9 protein-coding genes are annotated in these 12,236 nt (G+C 70.9%); 5 read left to right on the top strand and 4 right to left on the bottom strand.

From position 1 onward, the window contains the following. Positions 1–10: 10 nt before the first annotated feature. Together LNW73_RS18675 and LNW73_RS18670 are read right to left on the bottom strand one after the other, a co-directional pair. Positions 11–811 carry a ParA family protein gene (locus LNW73_RS18675; RefSeq protein ID WP_250990684.1) on the bottom strand — a complete coding sequence of 267 codons (801 nt, stop codon included), beginning with the start codon at positions 809–811 and terminating at the stop codon, positions 11–13. 8 nt (positions 812–819) lie between these two features. Next, positions 820–1,515, bottom strand: a complete 696-nt coding sequence (locus LNW73_RS18670; RefSeq protein WP_250990683.1) for a hypothetical protein — start codon at positions 1,513–1,515, stop codon at positions 820–822. A gap of 386 nt (positions 1,516–1,901) precedes the next feature. Here LNW73_RS18670 and LNW73_RS18665 point away from each other — a divergent pair, with 386 nt between their 5' ends. Together LNW73_RS18665 and LNW73_RS18660 are read left to right on the top strand one after the other, a co-directional pair. Continuing rightward, the gene (locus LNW73_RS18665) at positions 1,902–2,564 is read left to right on the top strand and encodes a hypothetical protein (RefSeq protein ID WP_250990682.1); all 663 of its coding nucleotides are present in this window, start codon (positions 1,902–1,904) and stop codon (positions 2,562–2,564) included. Positions 2,565–2,587: 23 nt separating this feature from the next. After that, positions 2,588–3,589, top strand: coding sequence for a hypothetical protein (locus tag LNW73_RS18660; RefSeq protein ID WP_250990681.1), 1,002 nt, complete (start codon positions 2,588–2,590; stop codon positions 3,587–3,589). 79 nt (positions 3,590–3,668) lie between these two features. On the opposite strand, the gene LNW73_RS18655 is transcribed toward LNW73_RS18660, so the two are convergent. Further along, the gene (locus tag LNW73_RS18655; protein WP_250990680.1) at positions 3,669–4,322 is read right to left on the bottom strand and encodes a hypothetical protein; all 654 of its coding nucleotides are present in this window, start codon (positions 4,320–4,322) and stop codon (positions 3,669–3,671) included. A gap of 57 nt (positions 4,323–4,379) precedes the next feature. On the opposite strand from LNW73_RS18655, the gene LNW73_RS18650 reads away from it, so the two are divergent. The 3 genes from LNW73_RS18650 to LNW73_RS18640 all read left to right on the top strand — a co-directional run bounded on the left by LNW73_RS18650 (position 4,380) and on the right by LNW73_RS18640 (position 9,661). Further along, on the top strand, positions 4,380–4,535 hold the full coding sequence (locus LNW73_RS18650; RefSeq protein WP_250990679.1) for a hypothetical protein: 156 nt from the start codon (positions 4,380–4,382) through the stop codon (positions 4,533–4,535). A gap of 194 nt (positions 4,536–4,729) precedes the next feature. After that, positions 4,730–4,912, top strand: coding sequence for a hypothetical protein (locus tag LNW73_RS18645; protein ID WP_250990678.1), 183 nt, complete (start codon positions 4,730–4,732; stop codon positions 4,910–4,912). 198 nt (positions 4,913–5,110) lie between these two features. Beyond that, a complete protein-coding gene (locus LNW73_RS18640; RefSeq protein WP_250990677.1) occupies positions 5,111–9,661 on the top strand; it encodes an FtsK/SpoIIIE domain-containing protein in 4,551 nt (1,516 codons plus the stop codon). A gap of 80 nt (positions 9,662–9,741) precedes the next feature. Here the strand turns inward: LNW73_RS18640 and LNW73_RS18635 are convergent, their stop codons facing one another. Continuing rightward, complete coding sequence (locus tag LNW73_RS18635) at positions 9,742–11,931, bottom strand: serine/threonine-protein kinase (protein WP_441349484.1); 2,190 nt, start codon at positions 11,929–11,931, stop codon at positions 9,742–9,744. Positions 11,932–12,236: the final 305 nt, after the last annotated feature.

Genomic DNA, 12,236 nt, shown 5'->3' with positions numbered 1-12,236 from the left:
AGAACCCCGCTCATCGAAGAACCCCGTACCGGTGCGGCACATCGGCGGTGATCTGCCGGGCCGAACGGATCAGCAGCGACTTGTCGAGCCGGCCGCGGCGGCGGCCGGCCAGCTGCTCGGCGCCCGCCGGGTCGTACGCGAGGGTGCCGACGACGCGGGCGGCGATCTGCGAGGCGACGAGCATGTCGTTGACCTGGCTGACGATACGGGCGCTCTGTCCCGGTTCGGCGACCAGCAGCACGCCGATCGGCGGGAACCCGAGCGCGGCCGCGCCGCGCTGCGAACCGTGCAGCTTGGCGGAGAGCGCCGCGGCGCGGTCCCGCACCCTGGCGAGCTGCTCGGGCTCCGTCCGGGACACCAGCAGGACGAGCGCGGCATGCGAGAACAGTTCCAGCGAGGGCGAGTCGGCGCCGATCCGGCCGCAGTCGGCGAGCACGTCGGCCGCGCCGTTCGGCGATTCGGCGAGCGTCGCGAACGCCCGGCCCAGCGTCGGCCACAGCCCGACCAGCCCGGCCGCCTGCTCGGAACCGCCGAGCCCGACGACGACGTCGAGGCCCCCGGCCAGCGGCTGCGCGTGGTCCCACAGCTGTTCCGCGGCCAGCCCGCGGCGGGCCGTCGCGGCCAGCGACAGCATGCCGGTGTTCGGGTCGAGCACACCGCCGTGCGCGGCCTGGCTGCGGTAGACGAGGTCACCGCCGGACGGGTCCGCCTCGACGAGCAGCGCGCGGCGCGGCCAGACGGCGGCGAGGGCGACAGCCGTCGTCGTCACACCGGGCGAACCCTTGTCGGCCGCGATCGCGATAAGTGCCATGGCGGGCCTCAGCCCTTGCTGGCGGGAACGAGCACCAGCGAGACCTCGCCGGCGGACGCGGCCAGCGTCAGCGGACCGGCGTCACTCTGGTCGACGACGATCGAGTACGCGGTGCCGCTGCTCCCGAGTCCGTCGCCGCCGCCGGCCGGGACGGCCTTGACCTTGGCGTTGTCGGCGAGCAGGGTGTTCCCGCCGCCGGAATTGCCGGAGTTGCCGGAGTTGCCCGCGGTGGACTTCGTCGCGTCGTTGCCCACCCGGTAGACCGCGACCGTGTCGCCGATCTTCAACCCCTCGGGGAACTGCCCGCCCTTGAGGGAGAGCCCGATGATCGCTTTGCCCGCCTTGAGCTGATTTTCCTCGCTGCTGAGCATCGGCCCGACGAGAACGGACCCCTTGACGAGGTCGGCGGCGGCCCGGTAGTCGCCCAGCTTCGTCCGCTGCGACCACTTCACATAACTGATATCCGAACCATCGGCGACCATTACTTCACGGATCGCCGACGTCGGAATGCGCTCCCCCGCCGGTACGGGTTCGGTGATCTCGATCGCCGAAATCCGGTTCCCGGCACGCATGACCAGCACCGTCGCACCCAGCGCCCCAACGAGGATGAGCAGTACGGCGAGCGCCGCCAGCGCCGGCTTCCGCTCCCGCGGCGCGACCGGCAGCCGCTCACCCGTCGGCCCACCCATCATCGGCCCGGGCACAGACGGCCTACCACCACTGCCACCTGCAGCGGAACGTTCCCTGATCTTCACGTCAATGCCCCCGTCGAGCTGGCGTGCTTGGACTCCTGGCTGCGTGGGGAGAGGTCGTCGCGCTCCGGATGGCGACAGCCCGCAGGCCGGTGTCAAGTCACCGCACGCTATCAGCGCCGCATAAACACCCTCAAGGCGCATCGTGTGACAGGAGACTCACGGAAGCGCAACAGAACTGTCCGGGATCATTCAACGGCGAACGGACTTCAGTCAGGAATGTGACCCCGGCGTGCGGACCCGGTCACAGAACGGGCAGGGTCCCTATAACCGCTCGGACATCACCGGTAGCGTCGAGCCTCAACGCTCTGTCCGCGCATCACACGGGGGACCCCATCGTGACCCGCAGCACGCCGCCCATCGCCGCCGCCCTCGCCACGGCCACGGCCCTGGCCCTGGCCCTGACCGCCTGCGGCAGCGACGCCAAACCCTCCGAAGGAATCTCCGGCGTCCCGACCACGGCCCCGACCACGGCCCCGACCACTCCGAGCGCCTCGCCCGCCGACTCCGTGAAGCGTCCGCCGACGGACCTGCCCAGCGATCTCAAAATGGTCTTCACGTGGCCGAAGACCGGTGATGCGGCTCGCGACAGCGTTCTCAATGACGGCGAGCAGTACATGCGTGCCATCAAGCGCGCGAGCGCCAAGGATGACCTCAAGGACCCGGCCTACGCGTTCTACTCCCGCAACGACGGCCTTGCGTACGCCCACAACCAGATCAAGGCGAACATTGACGGCGGCTGGGCACCCACCGGCGACGACCGCTACTACGAGGCGAAGGCTGATGTCTTCAAGGCCGGATCCGCGACACTCACCTTCTGCCGGGACCAGAGCAAGGTCTTCAGCAAGAAGGTGAAGACCGGAGAAGTCTTGCGTACCCCCGCCGACGACAAGAGCTACGTCCTGTACAACCTGTTGCTGGTCAAGGACGGCTCGTCCAACGGCGTCTGGCAGACATCCAAGATCACAGTCGTTGAGGGAGCGGCCCAGTGCAAGGGATAGGAAGGAGCCGTCGGCAGCTGGTCATGGCAGCCGTGCTGACGTCGTTGACCCTCTCTCTGAGCCTCCCTGCAGCCCTGACGAGCCCGGCCGTCGCGAATGAGAAGCCTCCGCCCACCACGGGCGGCATCAACGGCCAGGACCTCAAGGCCGGCGTGAGCTCCATCCGCTTCGAACCCGCAACTCCGCCCCCGGGGGCCGCACTCACCGCCACCACCGGTTGGACACCACCGGCCTGCTGGCTGGAACCGCAGTACACCGCCGAACAACTCAAGGTGGAACGTGAACACACGTGGGCCCTGGGATCGACCGGCGACGCATGGGAGCAGCAGGAGCGGGAGTACTACGTCAATGGCAACCCGCACACCGACTTCGAAATCCCCAACTCGGACAAGGGGCTGTGGTGGAACGGGGTCGCCAACCCCAACCGCCTAGCCGATCCAGCCTCGTTGAAGTGCTTTCAGGAACATGCCGCGTGGGTTCTGAAGGGCACGGTCCCTGATACGGGGATCGCCGTCACCCCGGAGATTCTGGCCAAGGCCGCCTACGACCGGATTCGCGTTCCCGACACGGATGTCTCGCTCTCACCTATCGCCGGATCGCAGAAGGTGAACCTCGACACCTGGGTCTGGCTGGACAAAGCGGACTTCAAGCCGGTGTCTGTCACCGCCCGCCTGCCGGCCCTCGGCCTGTGGGCAACGACGACGGCCACTCCCATCGGCCTTCACCTGGAGGCGGGGACCAACGATGCCGACCTCTACCCCGCCTCCGGCGACTGCGGGATCAACCCGGACGGCAGCATCGGCACCCCGTACAAGGCAGGGAACAACGGCGTAACACCGCCATGCGGCGTCGTTTACCGCCGCGCTTCTACGGGCGGTGCCTACCCGCTCAAGGCCACGGTGACCTGGAAGGTCGAATGGCGCGGAAGCGGCGGCACAGGCGATGTGCTCCCCAGCGGAACGTTCGACAGGACAACCCCAGTCACCGTCAAGGAGCTCCAGGCCGTCGTCAGGCCGACTTCGTAGTCAGCCCGGAGCGGGCGGCCCGGTGCCGGCCGTAGTGAGGCCGCCCGCTCGGCACGCGTGACGCGGATGACACCCCTGCCTAACCGATCGGCACCGCCCGGATATGCCCCGGCGCACAGCCCCCGTACGTGGTCAGGGCCTGGGCGATGTGGCGGATCACGGTGGTCGGGGTGTGGCGGAGTTGGGCTGGGGTGAAGGCCAGGGGGTGGAGGCCGTGGGATGCCAGGTGGTTGCGGCGGTTCATGGTGCGGTGCCAGTCGGCCGGGCTGAGGTGGTACTCGCGGGAGTCGATCTCCAGGACCACGCCGGTGTCCGGCCAGTAGCCGTCGGGGGTGGCGAGGAACGTGCCGTCGGCGAGCAGCAGGGTGGCGTTCCAGAGTGGTTCCGGCAGGCCGCCGGTGCGCAGCACTTCGCGGGCCTGGGCCTCGGAGACGGAGCGGACTCCGGCGAGCAGCTCCTGTATGACGGCGCGGATCGGGGCGATGCCGCGGGCCGAGGTGCCGAGGATCTCCTCGGTGAGCGCTTCGACGGAGCAGCGGCCGCGCTGGACGGCCTCGGCGCAGGCGGCCCTGACCTGCTGGAGGTCGGCTCCGAGCCGGGTGGTGTCCACCAGCGCCCGCGGCAGCGGCGCGGTGGGGAAGCCGGCGACGTTGCGGGGCCTCGGTACGTGACGGGAGCGCAGGACGGTGACGAAGTCCCGGCTGCCGGTGTACCGGTTGCAGGGGACGAGCACATGCGTCCCCGGCAGGGGCGGGACATAGCGCGGGCCGAGGTGCCGAGGATCTCCTCGGTGAGCGCTTCGACGGAGCAGCGGCCGCGCTGGACGGCCTCGGCGCAGGCGGCCCTGACCTGCTGGAGGTCGGCTCCGAGCCGGGTGGTGTCCACCAGCGCCCGCGGCAGCGGCGCGGTGGGGAAGCCGGCGACGTTGCGGGGCCTCGGTACGTGACGGGAGCGCAGGACGGTGACGAAGTCCCGGCTGCCGGTGTACCGGTTGCAGGGGACGAGCACATGCGTCCCCGGCAGGGGCGGGACATAGCGCAGGCCGAAGAGCCGTAACGCCTCGGGCCCGGTGAGCATCGCGCCCTCGCCCGCGTACAGGAGCGCCGCTCTGGTCCGTTGTCGTGCGGTCGGGGGCCCGTTGTGGAAGAGGTAGGTGCGCGGCAGCAGCCGCTGCCACGGGCCGCCGGGACGGCATCGGTGGGCGAGGACCCCGCTTCCCACACCGAGGGCTCGCAGTTGGCGGACGGTCGCGACGCCGTCCTGGCGGAGGTGGGCGAGGGCGTGGCCATCGCGGGGAGAGGTAGCGGGACGGGTTCGCCGTGAGACTCGGTTCGCGGTCATGTACTGATGATGACTCGTCCCCTTCCTCCCCCCGATCCGCCTGTGGATAACTTTCTGCGAACCGGCCCTGCGACCGCCCTACCAGCGGCGCAGCACCCTCGCATCCCCGGCGCGGCTGTTCCTGGGACTCGTGGGGCGGATATCGTCCGTATGACCTAGTCGGACCCCCGGAGGACGATCGTGCGACTGACACTGACCGTGGTGGATCCGCTCGGCGGCAACCGGGCGGATGTCGTGCTGGACGCCGACGCGGCGTCGACCGTGGCCGACATCGCGCGGGAGCTGGACCGACAGGTCGGCGGGGACGGCGCGGCGATCATCTCGATCAGCGGCGGAACGGCCCGGCAGCCGGGATCGCCCGCGTTGTACGTGGACGGATACGCCGTGGATCCGGCGCGGACCGTGGCGGAGTCACCGCTGCGCGAGGGCGCGGTCGTGAGCCTCTACGACCCGGCGGGCTGTCTGCCGGGCGAGCCGGCCGGCGTGGTCGAACTGCGGGTGGCGGGCGGGCCGGACGCGGGGGCGGTGCACCGGCTGGGCATCGGCCGGGTGGAGATCGGGCGCGGCACATCGGTCCGGATCCGGATCGAGGACTCGGAACTGGCGGAGCGCGCGGCCGTGCTCTCCGTCGGGATGGGCGGCACGTGCCAGGTCACGATCGACGGCGCCACCCGCGACTGGCCGCTCGGCGAGCAGATCGCGCTCGGCAACTCGCTGCTGGAACTGGGCCCGTACATCCCGCCGAACGCCGCCCTGCACCCGGGCGACGACGGCAGCACACTCGACTACAACCGGCCGCCGCGCATGCTGCCGCCCGAGCGCACCACGCTCTTCCGGCTGCCGTCGCCCCCCGGGGACATCAACGCCCGGCCGCTGCCGTGGCTGATGGCGCTGATGCCGCTGGTCATGTCCGTGACGATGGCGTTCATGATGCACCGGATGATGTACCTGCTCATGGCGGTCGTCAGTCCGATGGTGATGATCGGCAACTACTTCATGGACAAGAAGAACGGCCGCAAGTCGCACACGAAGACCGTCACGGAGTACCGCGCCCACAAGGAGCGCATCGAGACGGACGCGCAGGAAGCCCTCCAGGCCGAACGGCAGGACCGGGCCGCAGCGTCCCCCGACCCGGCGACGGTGCTCAACACCGCGACCGGGCCGCGCACCCGGCTCTGGGAGCGCCGCCGCAGCGACACCGATCACCTGCTGCTGCGCGTCGGCACCGCGAAGCTCCCGTCGGAGGTCGTGCTGGACGATCCCGAGCAGGACGAGCACCGCAGGCAGGTCGCCTGGGAGATCGATGACGCACCGGTCTCGGTGGAGTTGCGCCGGCTCGGCGTAGTCGGTTTCGCCGCGCCCGGCGACAGCGTGCGGGCGATGGGCCGTTGGGCGGTGGCGCAGGCCGCGGCCCTGCACAGCCCGATGGACGTGCAGTTCTACGTACTGACCGACGCGTCGGGACAGGAGAGCTGGGACTGGGTGCGCTGGCTGCCGCATTCGCGGCCGACCGACGGGCAGGACGCGAGCGCGCTGCTCGGCACGGACGCCGAAACGGTGGCGGCCAGGATCGCCGAACTGACGTCGATACTCGACGGACGCCAGAAGGCCAAGCAGAAGGCGGGCAGCGCCTCCAACCACGCCGCGTTCTTCAAGGACCCGGACATCGTGGTGGTCTTCGACGGCTCGCGGCGCCTGCGGTCGCTGCCCGGCGTCGTCGCACTGCTCCGGGAGGGTCCGGCGGTCGGCATGTACGCGCTGTGCCTGGACTCGGAGGAGCGCTTCCTGCCGGGCGAATGCCAGGCCGTGGTGATCGCGGAGTTCGAGACGCCCGCCCAGAACCCGTCCCCGCACCAGAACCAGATCCCGGCCCAGGGACAGGCGCCCGTCGGGCAACCGGCGGCCCAGCGGGGTGGTTTCCCGTCGCTGAACGCCTGGTACGAAGGCAGCCAGGCGTCCACGGCCACCGCCGTGGAGCCGGCCGCCGGCTCGTTCCGGCTGCGCGTGGACCAGAGCGGAGCCGCGCGGCTCCGCAAGGTCCGCCCCGACCTGGTGTCACCCGCCTGGTGCGCGCGGCTCGCCCGCTGCCTCTCCCCCATCCGCGACATCAGCGGCGACGCGGAGGACTCGGCGATCCCCGGCTCCAGCCGGCTGCTGGACGTACTGGAGCTGGAACCGCCGACCGGCGACGCGATCGCCGCGCGCTGGCGGCTCAGCCCCATCTCGACGCAGGCGGTGGTCGGGGAGTCCTACGACGGGCCGTTCGCGATCGACATCCGCAAGGACGGGCCGCACGGGCTCATCGCCGGCACCACCGGTTCCGGTAAGTCGGAGCTGCTGCAGACCATCGTCGCGTCGCTCGCCGTCGCCAACACCCCGGAAGCGATGACGTTCGTCCTCATCGACTACAAGGGCGGCTCGGCGTTCAAGGACTGTGTGCAACTCCCGCACACCGTCGGCATGGTCACCGACCTCGACGCGCACCTCGTCGAGCGCGCCCTGGAATCGCTCGGCGCCGAGCTCAAGCGCCGCGAGCACATCCTGGCCGAGGCCGGGGCCAAGGACATCGAGGACTACACGGACCTGATGAAGCGGCAGCCCGGCCTCAAGCCGATGCCGCGGCTCCTCATCGTCATCGACGAGTTCGCCTCGATGGTCCGTGAGCTGCCCGACTTCGTCACCGGCCTGGTCAACATCGCCCAGCGAGGCCGTTCGCTCGGCATCCACCTCATCCTCGCCACCCAGCGCCCCTCCGGCGTCGTCTCCCCCGAGATCCGCGCCAACACCAACCTCCGCATCGCCCTGCGCGTCACCGACGCCAGCGAATCGTCCGACGTCATCGACGCCCCCGACGCCGGCACCATCTCCAAGTCCACCCCGGGCCGGGCCTACGTCCGGCTCGGGGCGACGTCGCTCGTGCCGTTCCAGTCCGGACGCGTCGGCGGCCGACGCCCCGGCGCCGTGGATCCGACGGTCGCCTCCCCCTGGGTGGGCCTCGTCGAGTGGTCGCAGCTCGGCCGCCCCGTACCGCGGCGGCCCGCCGGTGCCAAGGGCGAGGAGGACGAGATCACCGACCTGAAGGTGCTGGTCGAGGCGGTCTGCGAAGCCAACGAACGGCTCGGCATCCCGCCCCAGCACAGCCCGTGGCTGCCCGCGCTCCCCGACACCCTGCTCCTCGACGACCTGCCGGTACCCGCCGCGACGGGCGCGCTTCCGCCCGCGCCGTACGGCATCGAGGACCTTCCGGCGCTGCAGGCCAGGCGCCCGGTCGCCGTGGACTTCAGCACCTTCGGCCATCTGCTGGTCGCCGGCGCCCCGCGCTCCGGACGCTCCCAGCTGCTGCGCACCATCGCCGGCTCGCTGGCCCGTACGCACAGCGTCCGGGACGTGCACATCTACGGCATCGACTGCGGGAACGGCGCACTCAACGCGCTGTCCCGGCTGCCGCACTGCGGCGCGGTCGTCGGCCGTGCGCAGACCGAGCGCGCGATCCGGCTGATCGGCCGCCTCAAGGCCGAGATGACCCGCCGCCAGGAGGTGCTGGCCGCCGACGGCTACGCGGACATCGGCGAGCAGCGCGGCGGTGTCCCCGAGGAGGACCAGCTCGCGCACATCGTCGTGCTGCTCGACCGCTGGGAGGGCTGGCTGCCCTCGCTCGGCGAACTCGACCACGGGGCGCTGACCGACGACCTGTTCACGATGCTCCGCGAGGGCGCGAGCGTCGGAATCCACGTGATCATCACCGGTGACCGGACGCTGATGGCGGGCCGGATCGCCACCCTCACCGAGGACAAGATGGCGTTCCGGCTCTCGGACCGCTCCGACTTCTCCCTCATCAGCGTCAACCCCCGCAAGGTCCCGGACGAGATAGCCCCCGGCCGCGCCTACCGCGCCGAGTCCGGCATCGAGACGCAGGTCGCGCTGCTCGCCCCGGACACGTCGGGGCAGGGCCAGGCCGCCGCGATCACCGCCATCGGGGCGGCGGTCCTGGAACGGGACGCCGACGTGCCGCGCTCGCGGCGGCCGTTCAAGGTCGACGTGCTGCCGTCGCGCCTGTCGTTCGCCGACGCCTGGGAGATGCGCGACACCGATGCCGCCCGCTCCCCGCTGTGGGGACTGGTCGGCGTCGGCGGCGACGAGATCATGGGCTACGGCCCCGACCTGTCCGACGGCCTGCCGGCGTTCGTCATCGGCGGCCCCGGCAAGTCCGGCCGCAGCACGGTCCTGTTGTCGCTCGCCCGCAGCTTTCTCAAGCAGGGTTCCCGCATCGTCGTCGTCGCACCGCGGCCGTCGCCGCTGCGCGACCTCGCGGGCACCGAAGGGGTGCTGGGGGTCTTCACCGAGAGCGATCTGTCCGCCGAGGATCTGACCAAGGCGCTGGAAGCGGCGGGCGAGAGCCCGGCCGTCGTCCTCCTCGACGACGCCGAGCTGCTGCGCGACATCGACGCCAAGGACGTCCTGCGCGACATCATCGCGCGCGGCACGGACCTGCGCCGGGCGCTCGTGCTGGCCGGCAGCGAGGAGGACATCTGCTCCGGCTTCTCCGGCTGGCAGGTCGACGCGAAGAAGGCCCGCCGAGGCGCGCTGCTCTCACCGCAGCAGACGATGAGTGGCGAGCTGATCGGCGTCCGCCTCGCCCGCAGCAGCGCCGGCGGCCAGGTCACCCCCGGCCGCGCGCTCCTGCACCTGGGCGACGGCGAACCGCGCACGGTGACGGTGCCGCTGGCCTGACGGCCTCGAGGCCAGGCCGTCCCGCCACAGGCGAATCACGCCTGTGGTGGGACGAGCCCGTGCGCCAAGGGACAAGCCCGTCAGACGGCGGGCAGCGCGTACAGCAGGTCCCCGTGGACCACCAGCAGGCGCTTGCCCGCGGCGGTGAGGGTCCAGACGCCGGCGCCACCCTTGTCCTCGGAGAGGCCGTCGTTGGCGCTGTTCCGGTAGATCCAGCGCGGGGCACCGTTCTTGGCGTTGAAGGCGAAGATGCCTCCCTCCTGGAAGTACGACACCCCGTAGACGGAGTCCCCGGCCCGTACGAACTGCAACGGCCCGGTCCCGTCGGTGAGTTCGCGCTGCCAAAGCACGTTCCCGCTCTTCGCGTCGACCGCCCAGACGCCCTTGAGCACCACGGCGCCGTACACCACACCGTCGGCGGAGGAGAGCGGGGAGCTGAAGCCGTTCTTGTGCTGTGCGGGTACCGACCAGCGCTCGGCGCCGCTCTTCAGGTCGTAGCCGCGCATGGACTTGCCGCCGATGACGACCCTGTCACCGTGCAGGACCGGCCGATAGGCGGCGTCCTCGCCCACTTTCTTCGTCCACACCTGGTTGCCGTGCGCCACCTCGCGCACCGTCACGTTGTAGTTGTTGTCGGCGTAGACGAGATAGCTGCCGTCGGTCGTCGCCGAGACGTCCCAGTCACCGGCGCCCGGGTCACGTTCCTGCTGCCACAGCATCTTGCGGGTGCCGATGTCGACGGCGGCCACCACCGTCCGCGTCTTGCTGGTCTCGGTGGCGTTGGGATCCTGGATGGTGGCGATGAGATACACGTGCTTGTCGTCGGCGGCGATCGGCTTCGGGTCGGTGAGCCGTCCGCCCAGGTTGCTGCGCCAGACCTCCTTGCCGTTCACCGGGCTGATGCCGACGAAGTCACCGTTGGCCTCAGGGCTCATGAAGAACAGCAGATCGTGGCCGCTCACCAGTTCATGCGAAAGGTCCGCGACCTCCGGGGTGGACCACTTCAGTTCACCGGTGCCGATGTCATGCGCGATCAGCGGGTTGCCACAGATGATCATCAGGTTGCCGTACGCCATGGCCGGGACGCCGTATTGCAGGCTCAGCGATTGGGCCTGCTTGCGCCACAGCGCCTTCGGGCTCATACCGCTCGCCGGGGTGGTGAACACCGGATCCGGCGTGGGACCGCTGCTGTTCGTCACTCGGCCGGTCGGATCGACCACCGGGTCCTTCCCGCCCTTCCCGTCCTTCCCGCCGAACGCCCACACGGCCCCGCCGCCCGCCGCCGCGACCGCGACACCCGCGCCAAGGGCGAGGAACCCGCGCCGGGAGCGCGACCCGGAAGCACGTGAAGCGGGCTCCAGCGCCGTCTGGTCGAGGGTGGTCGGGGTCCGGGGCGCGGGCGCCTCGCCGGGCGCCGGGGACTCCGGCACGGTGGCCGCGCCCGTCCCGTGGGCGGGGGTGTCCAGGTCGAGGATCCGCGAGGCGTGCTGCGCGATGGTCGAGGAGACCGGGCCCGGCAGCCAGTTGTGCAGTACGGAGGCGGCACCGTCCGGCGCCAGCGCCTCGCTGATCTGCTGCGGCGTCGGCCGCTGCGCCGGATCCTTCTGCAGACACGCCAGCACCAACGGCCTCAGTGAGGAGGGCACTTCGGTCAGATTGGGGATGCCGTGCACCACCTGGTAGAGCAGCGAAGCCGCCGTCCCGATCCCGAACGGCTGCTGGCCGGTGGCCGCGTACGCCAGCACCACGCCCAGCGAGAAGACATCGCCCGCAGGCCCGGCCACCTCGCCGACCGCCTGCTCGGGCGGTATGAACCCGGGCGAGCCGACGACGACGCCCGTACTGGTCATCCGGTCGCCGTCGACGGCCCGCGCGATACCGAAGTCGATCACCCGTGGCCCGTCCGCGGCCAGCAGCACGTTGGACGGCTTCAGGTCCCGGTGCACGAGTCCCGCGCCGTGGATCACCACGAGCGCCTCGGCCAGCCCGGCACCCAGCGCGCGCACGGACGCCTCGGGCAGCGGGCCGTGCTGCTCGATCACCTCGTTGAGCGGCGGGCCGAGTACGTACGCGGTCGCCAGCCACGGCAGCCGTCCCTCGGTGTCGGCGTCGACGACAGGCGCCGTATAGGCCCCGGAGACCGCGCGCGCGATCTCGACCTCGTGCCGGAACCGCGCACGGAACTGCACGTCCTCGGCCAGTTCGGGACGGACCACCTTCACGGCGACGGTCCGGCCGCCCGGCGACCGGGCGAGATAGACCCGTCCCATGCCGCCGGCGCCAAGCCGTCCCAACAGGCGGTACGCCCCTAGGCTCTGCGGGTCTTCCGGCTCCAATGGCTGCATCAACAGCCACCCCCGTCTCCTGTGTACGCATACGTATGGTCGGGTCGCCCCGACGTGGCAGCCTATTGCGCCGGGTTTCGCCCCCCGGATGCGGTCCCCCTCACCTTTCGGCCCGTGCGTAGGGTGGGGAACCATCAGCCGCACAAGTGACGTCACAGCCGTGTGACGTCGTCTGACGGGCGGATGACGAACGGGACACCGTATCCACGCAGGATCTCCATCATTTGGAA

Origin of the sequence: Streptomyces sp. RKAG337, assembly GCF_023701715.1 — a bacterium.
In the GTDB taxonomy this organism is placed as follows: domain Bacteria; phylum Actinomycetota; class Actinomycetes; order Streptomycetales; family Streptomycetaceae; genus Actinacidiphila.
The sequence above is the reverse complement of the archived record's forward strand: the minus strand, read 5'-3'. Positions and strand labels throughout refer to the sequence as shown.

What these genes read in the sequence shown, in the direction of transcription:
- LNW73_RS18675 (WP_250990684.1), bottom strand. Translation starts at nt 811, where the DNA reads ATGGCACTTATCGCGATCGCGGCCGACAAGGGTTCGCCCGGTGTGACG.
- LNW73_RS18660 (WP_250990681.1), top strand. Translation starts at nt 2,588, where the DNA reads ATGGCAGCCGTGCTGACGTCGTTGACCCTCTCTCTGAGCCTCCCTGCA.
- LNW73_RS18635 (WP_441349484.1), bottom strand. Translation starts at nt 11,931, where the DNA reads ATGGGACGGGTCTATCTCGCCCGGTCGCCGGGCGGCCGGACCGTCGCC.